This is a genomic window from Streptomyces sp. ISL-94, assembly GCF_018614075.1.
Classification (GTDB): domain Bacteria; phylum Actinomycetota; class Actinomycetes; order Streptomycetales; family Streptomycetaceae; genus Streptomyces.
The window spans coordinates 1-16143 of record NZ_JAGGOZ010000034.1 but is presented as its reverse complement, the minus strand read 5'-3'; the positions used below and the strand labels follow the sequence as shown (position 1 = coordinate 16143).

17 protein-coding genes are annotated in these 16143 nt (G+C 72.4%); 14 read left to right on the top strand and 3 right to left on the bottom strand.

What is annotated here, in order from left to right; all coding sequences use genetic code 11:
- Nucleotides 1-127: 127 nt before the first annotated feature.
- From rplM to glmM, 3 genes are all read left to right on the top strand, one after another.
- Nucleotides 128-571 carry a 50S ribosomal protein L13 gene (rplM, locus tag J7E94_RS13420; protein WP_215015292.1) on the top strand — a complete coding sequence of 148 codons (444 nt, stop codon included), beginning with the start codon at nt 128-130 and terminating at the stop codon, nt 569-571.
- Between the two features lie 42 nt (nt 572-613).
- Nucleotides 614-1135 carry a 30S ribosomal protein S9 gene (gene rpsI / locus J7E94_RS13415; RefSeq protein ID WP_215015290.1) on the top strand — a complete coding sequence of 174 codons (522 nt, stop codon included), beginning with the start codon at nt 614-616 and terminating at the stop codon, nt 1133-1135.
- Between the two features lie 135 nt (nt 1136-1270).
- Nucleotides 1271-2629, top strand: coding sequence for a phosphoglucosamine mutase (gene glmM, locus J7E94_RS13410; protein WP_215015288.1), 1359 nt, complete (start codon nt 1271-1273; stop codon nt 2627-2629).
- A gap of 13 nt (nt 2630-2642) precedes the next feature.
- On the opposite strand, the gene J7E94_RS13405 is transcribed toward glmM, so the two are convergent.
- Nucleotides 2643-3599, bottom strand: coding sequence for a DUF389 domain-containing protein (locus J7E94_RS13405; RefSeq protein ID WP_215015286.1), 957 nt, complete (start codon nt 3597-3599; stop codon nt 2643-2645).
- 26 nt (nt 3600-3625) lie between these two features.
- Nucleotides 3626-4675 (bottom strand): type I pantothenate kinase, encoded by a 1050-nt coding sequence (gene coaA, locus J7E94_RS13400; RefSeq protein WP_215015284.1) that lies wholly within the window; start codon nt 4673-4675, stop codon nt 3626-3628.
- Nucleotides 4676-4989: 314 nt separating this feature from the next.
- Between coaA and J7E94_RS13395 the strand changes: the two genes are divergently transcribed.
- The 8 genes from J7E94_RS13395 (at nt 4990) to J7E94_RS13360 (ending at nt 13124) form a co-directional block, all read left to right on the top strand.
- Nucleotides 4990-5763 carry a hypothetical protein gene (locus J7E94_RS13395; RefSeq protein ID WP_215015282.1) on the top strand — a complete coding sequence of 258 codons (774 nt, stop codon included), beginning with the start codon at nt 4990-4992 and terminating at the stop codon, nt 5761-5763.
- Between the two features lie 119 nt (nt 5764-5882).
- On the top strand, nt 5883-7730 hold the full coding sequence (gene glmS, locus J7E94_RS13390) for a glutamine--fructose-6-phosphate transaminase (isomerizing) (RefSeq protein WP_215015280.1): 1848 nt from the start codon (nt 5883-5885) through the stop codon (nt 7728-7730).
- Nucleotides 7731-7750: 20 nt separating this feature from the next.
- The gene (locus J7E94_RS13385) at nt 7751-8119 is read left to right on the top strand and encodes a holo-ACP synthase (protein ID WP_215015278.1); all 369 of its coding nucleotides are present in this window, start codon (nt 7751-7753) and stop codon (nt 8117-8119) included.
- A gap of 26 nt (nt 8120-8145) precedes the next feature.
- Nucleotides 8146-9534: an NAD(P)H-hydrate dehydratase gene (locus J7E94_RS13380; protein WP_215015276.1), complete on the top strand. Its 1389-nt coding sequence runs from the start codon at nt 8146-8148 to the stop codon at nt 9532-9534.
- Between the two features lie 267 nt (nt 9535-9801).
- Entirely contained in the window at nt 9802-10938 is a 1137-nt protein-coding gene (alr, locus tag J7E94_RS13375; protein ID WP_215015274.1) for an alanine racemase, read from the top strand.
- A gap of 89 nt (nt 10939-11027) precedes the next feature.
- Nucleotides 11028-12269: an alpha/beta fold hydrolase gene (locus J7E94_RS13370; protein WP_215015352.1), complete on the top strand. Its 1242-nt coding sequence runs from the start codon at nt 11028-11030 to the stop codon at nt 12267-12269.
- Nucleotides 12270-12288: 19 nt separating this feature from the next.
- The gene (gene tsaE / locus J7E94_RS13365; RefSeq protein ID WP_308345000.1) at nt 12289-12780 is read left to right on the top strand and encodes a tRNA (adenosine(37)-N6)-threonylcarbamoyltransferase complex ATPase subunit type 1 TsaE; all 492 of its coding nucleotides are present in this window, start codon (nt 12289-12291) and stop codon (nt 12778-12780) included.
- Nucleotides 12781-12896: 116 nt separating this feature from the next.
- Complete coding sequence (locus tag J7E94_RS13360; protein ID WP_215015358.1) at nt 12897-13124, top strand: hypothetical protein; 228 nt, start codon at nt 12897-12899, stop codon at nt 13122-13124.
- A gap of 33 nt (nt 13125-13157) precedes the next feature.
- On the opposite strand, the gene J7E94_RS13355 is transcribed toward J7E94_RS13360, so the two are convergent.
- Nucleotides 13158-13721 carry a hypothetical protein gene (locus J7E94_RS13355; RefSeq protein WP_215015271.1) on the bottom strand — a complete coding sequence of 188 codons (564 nt, stop codon included), beginning with the start codon at nt 13719-13721 and terminating at the stop codon, nt 13158-13160.
- A gap of 111 nt (nt 13722-13832) precedes the next feature.
- On the opposite strand from J7E94_RS13355, the gene tsaB reads away from it, so the two are divergent.
- The 3 genes from tsaB to tsaD all read left to right on the top strand — a co-directional run.
- Entirely contained in the window at nt 13833-14495 is a 663-nt protein-coding gene (gene tsaB / locus J7E94_RS13350) for a tRNA (adenosine(37)-N6)-threonylcarbamoyltransferase complex dimerization subunit type 1 TsaB (RefSeq protein WP_215015270.1), read from the top strand.
- A gap of 29 nt (nt 14496-14524) precedes the next feature.
- On the top strand, nt 14525-15061 hold the full coding sequence (gene rimI, locus J7E94_RS13345) for a ribosomal protein S18-alanine N-acetyltransferase (RefSeq protein ID WP_215015350.1): 537 nt from the start codon (nt 14525-14527) through the stop codon (nt 15059-15061).
- On the top strand, nt 15054-16143 hold a 1090-nt coding region (gene tsaD, locus J7E94_RS13340; RefSeq protein ID WP_215015269.1), incomplete at its 3' end, for a tRNA (adenosine(37)-N6)-threonylcarbamoyltransferase complex transferase subunit TsaD. The genes rimI and tsaD, both read left to right, overlap by 8 nt.

The window sequence follows — 16143 nt, the reverse complement described above, 5'->3', positions numbered from 1 at the left end:
TTCACACGGGTTGCGTCCCCGATGTGAACGAGGGCTGTCGTGATCGTCCGTGGTGACCCTGTCAGGACCCTTCCCGCGGGGCTTGCGCCCTATGGGATACCACCACTGAAGAAGCGAAGGCATACGCGTGCGTACGTACAGCCCCAAGCCCGGCGACATCTCGCGCCAGTGGCTCGTCATCGACGCCCAGGACGTTGTCCTCGGCCGTCTGGCGACCCAGGCCGCTGCCCTCCTGCGGGGCAAGCACAAGCCGACCTACGCCCCCCACATGGACATGGGCGACTTCGTCGTCATCGTCAACGCCGACAAGGTTCACCTGTCCGGCAACAAGGCGACCCAGAAGATGGCGTACCGCCACTCGGGCTACCCGGGCGGTCTCCGCTCGGTCCGCTACGACGACCTCCTGGCGAACAACCCGGAGAAGGCCGTCGAGAAGGCCATCAAGGGCATGCTCCCCAAGAACACCCTGGGCCGTCAGATGCTCTCGAAGCTGAAGGTCTACTCGGGCGACCAGCACCCCCACGCTGCGCAGCAGCCGGTGCCGTTCGAGATCACCCAGGTCGCGCAGTAGTTCCGGCCACCCCCTAAGACGTAGAAAATTCTGAGGAGCATCGTGGCCGAGACCACCGCCGAGACGACCCCCGTCGACGAGTTCGAGGGCAACGTCGAGGAGTACACCAGCGAGTCTGAGGTCCCCACCGAGGGTGACTACAGCACCGAGTCCCTTGCCGGCCGCTTCGGCGACCCCCAGCCGGCCGCCGGCCTGGGCCGTCGCAAGAACGCCATCGCCCGCGTCCGGATCGTTCCGGGCACCGGCAAGTGGAAGATCAACGGTCGCACCCTTGAGGACTACTTCCCCAACAAGGTGCACCAGCAGGAAGTCAACGAGCCGTTCAAGCTGCTCGAGCTCGACAACCGCTACGACATCATCGCCCGCATCGCGGGTGGCGGCGTCTCCGGCCAGGCCGGCGCCCTGCGCCTCGGCGTGGCCCGTGCGCTGAACGAGGCGGACGTGGACAACAACCGCCCGGCGCTGAAGAAGGCCGGCTTCCTCTCCCGCGACGACCGTGCGGTCGAGCGCAAGAAGGCCGGTCTCAAGAAGGCCCGTAAGGCTCCGCAGTACAGCAAGCGTTAATCTGCGCCTGCTGTTCAGCAACGAAACCGCCCCGGCAGCACTCTCCGTGCTGTCGGGGCGGTTCGTTTACCGCCACAAGCGGCAAAAACCTGTCACATGCGGTCACAGACGAAGCGGAAACTCGGGAGGACAACAGTGGGACGACTCTTCGGGACGGACGGTGTACGCGGCGTTGCCAACGCGGATCTGACGGCGGAGCTCGCGCTCGGCCTCTCCGTGGCGGCTGCCCACGTACTGGCGGAGGCAGGCACCTTCGCAGGCCACCGGGCCACCGCCGTGGTCGGCCGGGACCCCCGGGCCTCCGGCGAATTCCTCGAGGCCGCGGTCGTGGCCGGCCTCGCGAGCGCGGGCGTGGACGTCCTGCGCGTCGGTGTGCTGCCCACCCCGGCGGTGGCGTATCTCACCGGTGCGCTGGGTGCCGACCTCGGCGTGATGCTCTCCGCCAGCCACAACGCCATGCCCGACAACGGCATCAAGTTCTTCGCGCGCGGCGGGCACAAGCTCGCCGACGAGCTGGAGGACCGGATCGAGTCGGTCTACGACGAGCACCGCACCGGCGCTCCCTGGGACCGGCCCACCGGCGGCGGCGTCGGCCGGATCTCGGACTACACCGAGGGCTTCGACAAGTACGTCGCCCACCTCATCGCGGTCCTCCCCAACCGCCTCGACGGCCTGAAGGTCGTCCTCGACGAGGCCCACGGCGCCGCCGCGTACGTCTCGCCCGAGGCCTTCGCGCGGGCCGGCGCGGAGATCATCACGATCGGCGCCGAGCCGGACGGCCTGAACATCAACGACGGCTGCGGCTCCACCCACCTCGGCCTGCTCAAGGCGGCCGTCGTGGAGCACGGCGCCGACTTGGGCATCGCGCACGACGGCGACGCCGACCGCTGCCTGGCCGTGGACGGCACCGGCGCCGAGGTCGACGGCGACCAGATCCTCGCGGTGCTGGCGCTGGCCATGCGCGAGGCCGGCCAGCTGCGCGAGAACACCGTCGTCGGCACCGTCATGTCGAACCTGGGCTTCAAGCTGGCCATGGAGGCCGAGGGCATCCAGGTCGTGCAGACCGGCGTCGGCGACCGGTACGTGCTGGAGTCGATGAAGGAGCACGGCTACGCGCTGGGCGGCGAGCAGTCCGGCCACGTGATCATCCTCGACCACGCGACGACCGGCGACGGCACCCTGACCGGCCTGCTGCTGGCGGCGCGGGTCGCGGCCACCGGCACGTCCCTGGCCGAGCTGGCCGGCGTCATGAAGCGGCTGCCGCAGGTGCTGGTCAACGTTCCCGACGTGGACAGGTCCCGGGTCACCACCTCCGCCGAGCTGGCCGCGGCCGTGGCCGACGCCGAGCGCGAGCTGGGCACCACCGGGCGCGTGCTGCTGCGCCCGTCCGGTACGGAGCCGCTCGTACGGGTGATGGTGGAGGCCGCCGACATCGAGCAGGCCCGCGCGGTCGCGGGCCGGCTGGCGGACGTCGTGAAGTCGGCGCTCGGCTAGTCGTACGCGGTGTTCAGACGCGTGGCGCACCCGGTGGCCGGATCATCCGGTCGTGCTGGGTGCGCCACAGCAGTTTCCAGGCGATGAGGGTGAGCGTGCCCGCGAGGATGATGCCGCCCAGGTTGAGCAGCAGCTGCTCCGCGGAGCCCCACATCTGGGCGAACTCGCCGTAGCTGAGGGCCACGGCGGCGTTGGCGCCCGCCGGGACGGTGGTGACGGAGATCGCCACGCCGACCAGCGCACCGGCCTTCGCCGAGGTCAGCGAGAGCATCCCGGCCACGCCGGCGAGCAGCGCCACGACGAAGGAGAACGGGTCGGGCTGCCAGATGAAGCTCGTGTTCGGCCGGGGGGTGTCGAGCACCCCCTGGTGGAACAGGCCGAGCGCGTTCATCACCAGGCTGAAGACCGTCGTCGCCACGATCGCCGCGCCGAAACCGACCAGCAGGGCGAAGAGCGAGCGCGCGGCGAGCTTCGGCTCGCGCTGCACCAGGCCCGTGCAGATGCCGGCGAGCGGGCCGAACTCCGGGCCGACCGCCATGGCGCCCACGATCAGGATCGCGTTGTCCAGGGCCACACCGCAGGCCGCGATCATCGTCGCCAGGATCATGAAGGCGCTGTAGGTGATCGTGAGGGTGGACTCCTCGTGGGTCGACTCGGAGAGCTGTTGCCAGATCACCGCGTCGGCGGCCTCGCCCGGGGCCTCCTCCTCCGCCTCGTCGGCGCGTGTGGAGATCGACAGGTCGATGTTCTCGACGGCGATCGACCCGCTCTTGTCGATGCCGAGCCTGCGCATCTCCTGGAGCAGCTCGTCGGCCGCTTCGCGGGCCACGTCACACAGCACCAGATCGCCCTCGGGGTTGCGGGCGGCCCCGGGCAGTACGACCAGATGGGTGGTTCCGACGGTCTGGTCGATCAGTGACACCACCTGGTCCGTGAGGTGGTGCGGGGTGATCATCCGAAGATGCAGCATGCCCGCACCCTAGCCACTGGAAGCCACTAGAGCTTGCGCAGGCTCAGTTTCTGGACCTTGTGGTCCGGGCCTTTCCGGACGACCAGGGTGGCCCGGCCGCGGGTGGGGGCCACGTTCTCCAGCAGGTTGGGCTTGTTGATGGTCCGCCACATCGTCTGCGCGTACTCCATGGCCTCCTCCTCGGAGACCTGGGTGTACTTGCGGAAGTAGGAGAAAGGATTCTGGAACGCGGTCTCGCGCAGCTTCCGGAAGCGGCCCAGGTACCAGCGCTCGATGTCCTCGGGGCGCGCGTCCACGTACACGCTGAAGTCGAAGTAGTCGGCGAGGCCGACGCGGGTGCGGCCGTCCTTGCCGGGGAGGGCGGGCTGGAGCACGTTGAGGCCCTCGACGATGAGGATGTCCGGGCGGCGTACGACGAGCTCCTCGCCCGGCACGATGTCGTAGATCAGGTGCGAGTAGACCGGGGCCCTGACCTCGTCCTTGCCGGCCTTGATGTCCGCGACGAAGCGGGTGAGCGCGCGGCGGTCGTAGGACTCGGGGAATCCCTTGCGGGAGGTGAGGCCGCGCCGCTGGAGCTCCTTCATCGGGTACAGGAAGCCGTCCGTGGTGACCAGCTCCACGCGGGGGTGCTCGGGCCAGCGTGCGAGGAGGGCCTGGAGCAGACGGGCCACGGTGGACTTGCCGACGGCGACCGAGCCGGCGACCCCTATGACGAAGGGGGTGCCCTGCTGGGCGCCGTGGCCGTTGCCCGCGTCGCCGAGGAAGGTGTTGAGGGTGCCGCGGAGGTTGCTGGTGGCACCGACGTAGAGGTTGAGGAGGCGGGAGAGCGGCAGGTAGACGTCGCGGACCTCGTCGAGGTCGATGACGTCGCCGAGGCCGCGCAGCCGCTCGACCTCGTCGGCCGTCAGCGGCAGAGGGGTCCGCTCGCGCAGCGCGCTCCACTCGGCGCGGGTGAGGTCGACGTACGGCGAGGCATCGGGGCCCCGGCGGTGGGCGGGGCGCGTGGGGTGCCCCTCCTGGCCGGTGTGCTCCGTTGGACTGTCCGGCGTGTTGCTTCGTGGCGGCGAAGTGATCACACCGCCATTGTCGGGGCTCGGGGGCCGTTGTGGGTGGTGTGGTCGGTCACGTACGTCAGGTCCGCACGGGACCGGGGGTGGCCGGTACGGCGGCGACCCGGGGGTGCCGGGACGGTTGCACGGGGACGGTACCGATTCCAGCCTCTTGGGGTCTCGTGCCGGTCACGATCGGCCGGTCGCACGGGAAAACACCGAACGAGTGATCGTTTCGGCAGTAGATTGCCGGATGTCGCAGTCCTGAAGCGTGGCCGCCCCGCCTGTGCCGGGGTGCCGCTCCTGCGGTTCCTGTTCTCGTTGTCTGGGGGAGTCCTTCCGTGCGTACCGCTCTTGTCCGTCGTACCGTCCTGACCGCGTCCGCGGTGTCGCTGGCCCTGCTGGGCACCGCCTGCGGCGCCGAAAAGGCCGACCCCGAGGCGGACGCCAAGCCGTCCGCCCCGGCGACTTCCGCGGCCCCGGCCGCCAAGGGGAAGACGGCCGCGGAGCTGACCCCGCTGCTGGTCACGCAGGCCGAACTGCCGGACTTCAAGGTGGAGGCGGACGCCGCCGCGGCCGCGGCCGCGAAGGAGAAGCCCGCCGAGAGCGACAAGCCCGAGTGCAAGCCGCTGATCCAGCTCCAGTCGTACGCGGCGCAGGGCAAGCCCGCCGGCACCGCGCTGGTCGCCGCCACCTCCAAGCCGAAGCCGGCCGCCGAAGGGGCGAGCATGGGGGAGAAGCTGGACGCGGCCATGAAGGGCCTCAGCGTGACGAGGACCTCCGTCGCCCTGAACTCCTACGACGGCAAGGGCGCCGAGGAGGCCTTCACCGCGCTGAAGACCGCGGTGACGGCATGTGCCGGCGGGTACACGGTCACGGCCGAGGGCGAGACGACGAAGATCGAGAAGGTCACGCCCGGCGCCCCGGTCGCGGGCGGCGACGAGTCCCTCACCTTCGCCGTGGTCATGGACCTCAAGGACGGGGACAAGGCCACCTGGCAGTACGCGGCGGTGCGCAAGGGCGGCACGCTGGCCACCTTCAGCAGCATGAACCTGACCGGCGACGCCGAGCAGCCGAAGCCGGTCATCGAGGCACAGGTCAAGAAGCTCGGCTAAGGCTTCCGAGGGCCCGTTCGAACGATTCCTCAACCCCGCTCCGGCGTATGCGCCGGGGCGGGGTTTTCGTCTTGTTCGGCTACAGGGCAGACGGCCGACTTCGGCGTACGCTGCGGCCTATGTGCGGAATTGTGGGTTACGTGGGAGCGCAGTCGGCGCTCGATGTGGTCATCGCCGGACTCAAGCGGCTCGAGTACCGCGGCTACGACTCGGCGGGGATCGCCGTCCTCGCCGACGGGGGGCTGGCCGCCGTCAAGAAGGCCGGGAAGCTGGTCAATCTGGAGAAGGCGCTGGTCGGCAACCCGCTGCCGGCCGGATCCACCGGGCTCGGGCACACCCGGTGGGCCACCCACGGCGGGCCCACCGACGTCAACGCCCATCCCCACCTGGACAACTCCGGGCGGGTGGCCGTCGTGCACAACGGCATCATCGAGAACTTCGCCGTGCTGCGCGCCGAACTGGCCGAGCGCGGACACCGGCTGGAGTCCGAGACGGACACCGAGGTCGTGGCCCACCTGCTCGCCGAGGAGTTCTCGGCCACCGCGGACCTCGCGGCGTCGATGCGGCTGGTGTGCCGGCGCCTGGAGGGTGCCTTCACGCTGGTCGCGGTGCACGCCGACGAGCCGGACGTGGTGGTCGGCGCGCGCCGGAACTCGCCTCTGGTGGTGGGCGTTGGGGAGGGTGAGAACTTCCTCGCCTCGGACGTGGCCGCCTTCATCGCCCACACCCGGTCCGCGATCGAGCTGGGGCAGGACCAGGTCGTCGAGCTCCGCCGCGACGGGGTCACGGTGACCAACTTCGACGGGTCGCCCGCGTCCGTGCGGGCGTACCACGTGGACTGGGACGCCTCGGCGGCCGAGAAGGGGGGATACGACTACTTCATGCTCAAGGAGATCGCGGAGCAGCCGAAGGCTGTCGCCGACACCCTCCTGGGCAGGATCGACGCGAACGGCTCGCTGACCCTGGACGAGGTGCGCATCCCCGACTCGGTGCTCAGAGAGGTCGACAAGGTCGTGATCGTGGCGTGCGGTACGGCGTACCACGCGGGCATGATCGCGAAGCTGGCCATCGAGCACTGGACCCGCATCCCGTGCGAGACGGAGCTGGCGAGCGAGTTCCGCTACCGCGACCCGATCCTGGACCAGCGGACGCTGGTGGTCGCGATCTCGCAGTCCGGCGAGACCATGGACACCCTGATGGCGCTGCGGCACGCGCGCGAGCAGGGCGCCAAGGTGCTGGCCATCTGCAATACGAACGGGTCGACGATCCCGCGCGAATCGGATGCCGTGCTGTACACGCACGCCGGTCCGGAGGTGGCCGTCGCCTCGACCAAGGCCTTCCTCACGCAGCTGGTGGCCTGCTACCTGGTCGCGCTGTACCTCGGACAGGTGCGCGGCACCAAGTGGGGCGACGAGATCGAGTCGGTGATCCGGGAGCTGTCGGACATCGCCGCGGCGGTGGACACGGTACTGGAGACGATGGAGCCGGTACGGGCGCTCGCGCGCTCACTGGCGGACAAGAACACGGTGCTGTTCCTGGGGCGGCACGTCGGCTATCCGGTGGCGCTGGAGGGCGCGCTCAAGCTCAAGGAGCTGGCGTACATGCACGCCGAGGGCTTCGCGGCGGGCGAACTCAAGCACGGGCCGATCGCGCTGATCGAGGAGGACCTGCCGGTGGTCGTGGTCGTCCCGTCGCCGCGCGGCCGTTCGGTGCTCCACGACAAGATCGTGTCGAACATCCAGGAGATCCGGGCGCGCGGGGCGCGGACCATCGTCATCGCGGAGGAGGGCGACGAGGCGGTCGTCCCGTACGCCGACCACCTCATCCGGATCCCGGCCACGCCGACGCTGCTCCAGCCCCTGGTGGCGACGGTGCCGCTGCAGGTGTTCGCGTGCGAGCTGGCGACGGCGCGGGGGAACGAGGTCGACCAGCCGCGTAACCTCGCAAAGTCCGTGACGGTGGAGTAGCTGGAGTTGGGGTTGTCGTTGTGATTATCGGCGTGGGGATCGATGTCGCGGAGATCGAGCGGTTCGGCGCGGCGCTGGAGCGGACGCCGAACATGGCGCAGCGGCTCTTCCTCGACACCGAGTTGACCCTGCCGAGCGGCGAGCGGCGCGGAATCGCCTCGCTCGCCGCCCGGTTCGCGGCGAAGGAAGCCCTGGCCAAGGCGCTGGGCGCGCCCGCCGGACTGCTGTGGACCGATGCCGAGGTGTACGTGGAGGGCTCCGGGCAGCCGCGTCTGCGGGTGTCCGGGACGGTCGAGGCGCGCGCTCTCGAACTGGGCGTGAAGTCCTGGCACATCTCGCTGAGCCACGACGCCGGTGTCGCGTCGGCCGTGGTGATCGCCGAGGGATGACGCCTGCCGTGGGGCAGGGTGGTGGCATGCGTACTGCTTACAGCGTGGAGACCGTACGGGCCGCCGAGCGGGAGTTGATGGCGCGGCTGCCCGAGGGCGCCTTGATGCAGCGGGCGGCGGCCGGGCTGGCCGCCGTCTGCGCGGGGCTGCTGAGGAGGGTGTACGGGGCGCGGGTCGTGCTGCTCGTGGGGCCCGGGGACAACGGCGGGGACGCCCTGTACGCGGGCGCGCGGCTGGCGCGGCGGGGGGCCGGGGTGACGGCGGTGCCGATGGATCCGGAGCGGATGCACGCGGGCGGGCTCGCCGCGCTGCGGGCCGCCGGGGGGCGGGTCGCGGAGGCCGTCCCGCGGCGGGCGGACCTCGTACTGGACGGACTGCTCGGGATCGGCGGGCGGGGCGGCCTGCGGCCGGCGGCCGCGGCGCTGGTGGAGCGGATCCCACCGGGGGCGCCGGTGGTCGCCGTGGACCTGCCGAGCGGGGTGGACGCGGACAGCGGCGAGGTGGCGGGGCCGGCGGTACGGGCCGATGTGACGGTGACCTTCGGCGCGTACAAGCCCGGCCTGCTGATCGACCCCGGGGCCTCGCGGGCGGGGGTGGTGCGGCTGGTGGACATCGGGCTGGAGCTTCCGGCGCCGGAGGTGGAGGCGCTCCAGCACGCCGATGTGGCGGAGCTGCTGCCGGTGCCGACGGCGTCGAGCGACAAGTACCGGCGCGGCGTGGTCGGGATCGTCGCCGGGTCCGCGCAGTACCCCGGGGCGGCCGTGCTGGCCGTCGCCGGCGCGCTGCGGGGCGGGGCGGGCGCCGTGCGGTACGTGGGGCCGGCCGCGGACGCGGTGCTGGCCCGGTACCCGGAGACGCTGATCGGGCCGGGGCGGGTCCAGGCGTGGGTGGTCGGTCCGGGGCTGGGGGACGGGCGCGCCGGGGAGGTCGCGAAGCTGCTCGCGCAGGACGTCCCGGTACTGGTCGACGCGGACGGGCTGCGCGGGCTGGACGCGGAGGTGCTGCGGGCCCGGACGGCCGCGACGCTGCTGACCCCGCACGCGGGGGAGGCGGCGGCGCTGCGGGGGGTCTCGCGGGAGTCGGTGGAGGCGGGGCGGCTGGGCGCGGTGCGGGAGCTTTCGGACCGGTACGGGGCGGCGGTGCTGCTCAAGGGGTCGACGACGCTGGTCGCATCCGGCGGTTCGCCCGTCCGGGTGAACCCGACCGGGACTCCGTGGCTGGCCACCGCGGGGAGCGGTGACGTGCTGTCCGGGCTGGCCGGGTCCCTGCTGGCGGGCGGGCTGTCCGGAGCGGACGCGGGGTCGGTGGCGGCGTACCTCCACGGCCTGGCGGCCCGGCTCACCGGCGGGCCGCTGCTGGCCCAGGACGTGGCCGCCGCCCTGCCGGCCGCGTGGCGCGAAGTCCGCCGACCGTGACGGGTCCGGGTGCGGCGCCGCTGCCCGGGGCTCTGCCCCCGGACCCCCGCGCCTCAAACGGCGGCGAGGCTGGGTTGTGCCCCCCGAGCCTGTGAGGCCGGGGCTCCGCCCCGCTCCCCGCCGGGCGGCTGCCAGGGCAACTCAGCCGTATTCAGCCCCGCCGGCGTTTGAGGTGGAGCGAAGGGTCTGGGGCGGAGCCCCCGCAGCGGCGCCGCACACGCAGCGCCCCGACCAGGGGCCGGTGGGGATTCTGAGAGACTGTGCGGGATGAACGAGACACCGACGCGCGTGTACGCCGAGATCGACCTTGATGCCGTACGGGAGAACGTGCGCGCGTTGCGCGAGCGGGCGCCCCGGGCCGGGCTGATGGCCGTCGTCAAGGCGGATGCCTACGGGCACGGGGCCCTGGCCTGCGCCAAGGCCGCCCAGGAGGCCGGCGCCACCTGGCTCGGGACCGCCACGCCCGACGAGGCTCTCGCGCTGCGCGCCGCCGGGGTCGAGGGCCCGATCCTGTGCTGGCTGTGGACCCCCGGCGGCCCCTGGCGGGAGGCCGTCGAGGCCGGCATCGACGTCTCCGTCAGCGGGATGTGGGCCCTGGACGAGGTGCGGGAGGCAGCGCGTGCGGCGGGGCGGACCGCCCGTATCCAGCTCAAGGCCGACACCGGCCTCGGCCGCAACGGCTGTCAGCCCGCCGACTGGGAGGACCTCGTAGGGGCGGCGTCCGCCGCCCAGGCCGAGGGCACCGTCCGGGTCACCGGCGTCTGGTCGCACTTCGCCTGCGCCGATGAGCCCGGCCACCCCTCCATCCAGCTCCAGCTCGCCGCCTTCCGCGACATGCTCGCGTACGCCGAGAAGGAGGGCGTCGAGCCCGAGGTCCGGCACATGGCCAACTCGCCCGCGACCCTCACCCTCCCCGAGTCCCACTTCGACCTGGTCCGCCCCGGGCTGGCCCTGTACGGGGTCTCGCCCGCGCCGGAGCTCGGCACCCCGGCCCAGCTGGGCCTGAGGCCCGTCATGACCCTCAAGGCCTCCCTCGCGCTGGTCAAGACCGTCCCGGCCGGGCACGGCGTGAGCTACGGGCACCACTACGTCACGGACACCGAGACCACCCTCGCGCTGGTCCCGGCCGGTTACGCCGACGGCATCCCGCGGCACGCCTCGGGGCGCGGTCCGGTCCTCGTCGGCGGCAGGATCCGCCACGTGGCCGGGCGCGTGGCCATGGACCAGTTCGTGGTCGACCTGGACGGCGACACGGCCGCGGCGGGCGACGTAGCCGTCATCTTCGGGGACGCGGAGCGCGGCGAGCCCACCGCCGAGGACTGGGCTCAAGCGGCGGACACGATCGCGTATGAGATCGTCACCCGTATCGGAGGGCGCGTGCCCCGGGTGTACCTGGGCGCCTGACACGGAGTGAGGGCGGCGGCGTGAGCGGCGTGAGCGGCGTGAGCGAGAACTGGCGCAAGGCAGGCTGGGCCGGCGCCGCCATCGGCGTGATGGCCGCCGGCGCGGCGGCCGGTGTCGCGGTCGAGCGGATCACCGTCGGGCGCGGCATACGCAGGAAGGCGCGCCTGGCCCTCGACGCGGCCGGGGACTACGGGTCCCTGCGCGGCTCCGAGGGGACCTGCCGGGCCGAGGACGGCACGCTGCTCCACTACGAGGTCGACGAGCTGCCGGAGGAGGGCAAACGGCGCCGCATGGGCCGCAAGCCCGCGCCCCCGGCCACCGTCGTCCTCTGCCACGGCTACTGCCTCGCCCAGGACTCCTGGCACTTCCAGCGCGCCGCCCTGCGCGGAACGGTCCGGGCGGTCTACTGGGACCAGCGCAGCCACGGCCGCAGCGCCCGCGGGCTGGCCCAGGCGGACGGCGAGCCGGTGACCATCGAGCAGCTCGGCCGCGACCTCAAGGCCGTCATCGACGCGGCCGCCCCCGAGGGCCCGCTGATCCTCGTGGGTCACTCGATGGGCGGAATGACCATCATGGGATTCGCCGAGCAGTTCCCCGACCTCGTGCGCGACCGCGTCGTCGGCGTCGTCCTGATCGGCACCTCCAGCGGACGCCTCGCCGAGGTGACGTACGGGCTGCCCTCCATCGGCATGGGAGCCGTGCGCAAGCTCCTGCCCGGCGTGCTCAAGGCGCTCGGATCCCAGGTCGAGCTGGTCGAGAAGGGCCGCCGGGCCACCGCCGACCTCCTCGCCGGCATGATCAAGATGTACTCGTTCGGCTCCCGGGACGTGGACCCGGCCGTCGCCCGCTTCGCCGAGCGGCTGATCGAGGCCACCCCGATCGACGTCGTCGCCGAGTTCTACCCGGTCTTCCAGACCCACGACAAGACCGCCGCGCTCCAGCGGTTCGCGGACATCCCGGTCACCGTCATCGCCGGGGACAAGGACATGATCACCCCGGCCGCGCACAGCGCGGCCATCAAGGAGGCGCTGCCGGGCGCCGAGCTGGTGGTCCTGGAGTCCACCGGGCACCTGATGATGCTGGAGCGCCCGGAGACCGTGACGCGGCTGCTGACCGGAATGCTGGCGCGCACCGGAGCGGTCCCGGGCTCCGCACCGACTAACGTTGGCAGGCATGGAAGAAGTACCGCTGGAAGCACAGCGCAGCCAGGCACCGGCAACGGCAACGGGACCCGCAAAGGGACCGGCAACGGGACCGGCAGCGGGACCGCCAACGGCGCCGACCGCAGTCCGGGAAGCAGCGCCGGCAGCAGCGCAGGCACCGGCGCCTGAGGGCGCGGTCGAGGTCCGGATCACCGTCGACTCCCCGGACGCGATGCAGGAGCTGGGCCGCAGGCTCGCCCGCCTGCTGCGCCCCGGCGACCTGGTGCTGCTCACGGGCGAGCTGGGCGCGGGCAAGACCACGCTGACCCGCGGCCTCGGCGAGGGCCTGGGCGTGCGCGGGGCCGTGACGTCGCCGACCTTCGTGATCGCCCGTGTACACCCCTCGCTGACCGGCGGGCCGGCGCTGGTGCACGTGGACGCGTACCGGCTCGGTGGCGGGCTGGACGAGATGGAGGACCTGGACCTCGACGCCTCGCTGCCCGAGTCCGTGGTCGTCGTGGAGTGGGGCGACGACAAGGTGGAGGAGCTCTCCGACGACCGGCTGCACGTGGTGATCGCTCGGGCGGTCGGCCACGAGGAGGTCCTGGACGACGTACGGGAGGTCTCGGTCCGCGGGATCGGGGCGCGCTGGGCCGACGGGTCCGGGCTGGACGCGCTCGCGGGCGCCCTCTCCGGGTAAACGTACCGACAACTCGTCGGCAAGATATTGCGCCGGTGGTGGTGGGCGTGGTCACATGGTACCGAGAGTTTCTTAGGTATGCCTAAGTTCGGCGTTCCGGGGCCCAGGAGGCAGCCATGTCGGCACCAGCGGGAGCACCGCGCGACCCCCGTCCGTCCGCCGTGTCCATGCGGGCGCTGCTCGCCGCGGGGGTGGCCGCCACCGCTGTCTCGACTCCGCCCGCGCGGGAACGCGCGCTGGAGGGCGGGGAGCCGGAGGGCGCCGGGGCCGCGGCCACCGTCGCCCCGGAGGGCGTCGCGGGCGGCGCAAGCGAAGAGGCCGCTCCGGAGTCCGAAGCAGCCTGAGTCGCACGTACGGGTGAAAACCCGGCCGTCGGGTCAGGGAACGACGACGACCTTCGAGTTGATCGTCGCGAAGGCCCACATCGCGTCGCCGTCGGCCTTCGCCATGCGGATGCCGCCGGTCTTCTTGCTGGGGTCGGGCTCCGGCGTCGCGCCGTCCGCGCGGGCGCTGAAGCCGATCGCCACGCCCTCCGAGGAGGCGAACCGAACGACGTGCTCGATCGGCACCCCGTCCGACCCGGTGACCGAGCCCGAGCGGGAGCCGACCGTGTAGGTGCCGGCCTTCGGGTGGACCGTGCTCGGCATCACCGTGAAGGACTTCGGCTGCTGGCCGGCGGCGGGGTCGCCCACCAGCCAGACCCGCTTCTGGCCCACCGAGTACACGACGCGCACCCCGGTGCCGGAGCCCTCCGGCACGGGCACCGGCTTCGCCGGGTCCGGCTTGGCCGCGGACTGGCTCGGGGCGGGGGCCGGGCCCTGTTCGGCCGCCCTCGGCGGGTGCGCGGGAGCCGTCGCGGATGCCTGGTAGCCGAGGAAGCCGACGGCGGCGATTGCCGCGGCGGTGAGCCCAGCCACGATTCCCGAGCTGCTGCGTGCCACCTTGCTCCACCTCTCCGCGCCGCCACCTGGATTCCTGGTCGAAAGGTAGCAGCCGGCCCGCTCCACGCCCGGCCGCGAGGGCTCGGGTTCAAGGAGTCGTAGGCTGTTCGCGTGCTCTTGCTCGCTGTAGATACCGCCACGCCCGCCGTCACCGTCGCCCTGCACGACGGCGATTCCGTCCTCGCCGAGTCGAACCAGGTCGACGCCCGCCGCCACGGGGAGCTGCTCCTGCCCTCCGTGGACCAGGTGCTCGCCGAGGCCGGGGTGAAGCTCGAAGCAGTCACCGGCCTCGTCGTCGGCGTCGGCCCCGGCCCATACACCGGGCTGCGCGTCGGCCTCGTCACGGCCTCCACCTTCGCGGCCGTGCTGGGCGTGCCCGTGCACGGCCTGTGCACCCTCGACGGCCTCGCCTACGCGGCCGGGGCCGCCGGGATCGAGGGTCCCTTCACCGTCGCCACCGACGCGCGGCGCAAGGAGGTCTACTGGGCACGCTACGAGGACCCGCGCACGCGCGTCGGCGAGCCCGCCGTGGACCGCCCGGCCGACATCGCCGAGCAGGTCGCGGGACTCCCCGCGGTGGGCCAGGGCGCGCTGCTGTACCCGGAGGTCTTCCCGGACGCGCGTGCCCCCGAGCACCAGTCGGCCGCGGCCCTGGCCGCCCTGGCGGCGGAACGACTGGCCGCCGGGGCGGAGTTCCTGCCTCCGACGCCGCTCTACCTGCGCCGCCCCGACGCGCAGGTGCCCAAGAACTACAAGGTGGTCACCCCGCAGTGACGCCCGCCCCTGATGTCGTGCTGCGTGAGATGCGCTGGTGGGATATCGAGCCTGTGCTGGAACTGGAGCACGAGCTGTTCCCCGAAGACGCCTGGTCCGCCGGGATGTTCTGGTCCGAGCTCGCGCACGCCCGCGGCCCGCGGGCCACGCGCAGGTACGTCGTCGCCGAAGACCCCGCGACCGGCCGTCTGGTGGGCTACGCCGGCCTGGCCGCCGCCGGGGACCTGGCCGACGTACAGACCATCGCGGCCGCCCGCGACCAGTGGGGGACCGGGCTCGGCGCCCGGCTCCTGACCGAACTGCTGCGCGCCGCCACCGCCTTCGAGTGCGCCGAGGTGCTGCTGGAGGTACGGGTGGACAACACCCGCGCCCAGAAGCTCTACGAGCGCTTCGGCTTCGAGCCCATCGGCTTCCGGCGGGGCTACTACCAGCCCGGCAACGTGGACGCGCTCGTGATGCGGCTGACCGACCCCGCACAGGCACCAACCGGGGCCCCTGAGACCTCTGAGACCCCTGAGACCCCTGAGACCTCTGAGAACACTGAGAGCAGTGAGAGCAATGGCTGACGAACCTCTCGTCCTCGGCATCGAGACCTCCTGCGACGAGACCGGCGTCGGCGTCGTCCGCGGCACCACCCTCCTCGCGGACGCGATCGCGTCGAGCGTCGACGAGCACGCGCGCTTCGGCGGGGTCGTGCCCGAGGTCGCCTCGCGGGCCCACCTGGAGGCGATGGTCCCCACCATCGAGCGCGCCCTGAAGGAGGCCGGCGTCAGCGCCCGCGACCTCGACGGCATCGCGGTCACGGCCGGTCCCGGCCTGGCGGGGGCGCTGCTGGTGGGCGTCTCGGCGGCCAAGGCGTACGCGTACGCGCTCGGCAAGCCGCTGTACGGGGTGAACCACCTGGCCTCGCACATCTGCGTGGACCAGCTGGAGCACGGACCGCTGCCGGAGCCCACCATGGCGCTGCTGGTGTCGGGCGGGCACTCCTCGCTGCTGCTGGCCCCCGACATCACGAGCGATGTGCGGCCGCTGGGCGCGACCATCGACGACGCGGCGGGCGAGGCCTTCGACAAGATCGCGCGCGTGCTGCAACTGGGCTTCCCGGGCGGTCCGGTCATCGACCGGCTCGCGCGCGAGGGCGACCCGAAGGCGATCCACTTCCCGCGCGGGCTGACCGGGCCGCGCGACGCCGCGTACGACTTCTCCTTCTCCGGGCTCAAGACGGCGGTCGCCCGCTGGATCGAGGCGAAGCGGAAGGCGGGCGAGGAGGTTCCGGTGCGCGACGTGGCGGCGTCCTTCCAGGAGGCCGTGGTGGACGTGCTCACGCGCAAGGCGATCCGGGCGTGCAAGGACGAGGGCGTCGACCACCTGATGATCGGCGGCGGTGTGGCGGCCAATTCCCGGCTGCGCTCGCTGGCGCAGGAGCGGTGCGACGACGCGGGGATCATCCTGCGGGTGCCGCGGCCGAAGCTGTGCACCGACAACGGCGCGATGGTGGCGGCGCTGGGTGCGGAGATGGTCAAGCGGAACCGGGCGCCCTCGGACTGGGACCTGTCGGCGGACTCCTCGCTGCCGGTGACGGACCCGCACGTTCCGGGCACGGCCCAGGAGCACGGCCACGACGAGGCCCACACCCACACCCACACCC

Coding starts and splice junctions, on each gene's coding strand:
- J7E94_RS13405 (WP_215015286.1), bottom strand. CDS start 3,599: ATGCTGCATCTTCGGATGATCACCCCGCACCACCTCACGGACCAGGTG.
- glmS (WP_215015280.1), top strand. CDS start 5,883: ATGTGCGGAATTGTGGGTTACGTGGGAGCGCAGTCGGCGCTCGATGTG.
- J7E94_RS13380 (WP_215015276.1), top strand. CDS start 8,146: ATGCGTACTGCTTACAGCGTGGAGACCGTACGGGCCGCCGAGCGGGAG.
- alr (WP_215015274.1), top strand. CDS start 9,802: ATGAACGAGACACCGACGCGCGTGTACGCCGAGATCGACCTTGATGCC.
- J7E94_RS13370 (WP_215015352.1), top strand. CDS start 11,028: ATGGCCGCCGGCGCGGCGGCCGGTGTCGCGGTCGAGCGGATCACCGTC.
- J7E94_RS13360 (WP_215015358.1), top strand. CDS start 12,897: ATGTCGGCACCAGCGGGAGCACCGCGCGACCCCCGTCCGTCCGCCGTG.
- rimI (WP_215015350.1), top strand. CDS start 14,525: ATGCGCTGGTGGGATATCGAGCCTGTGCTGGAACTGGAGCACGAGCTG.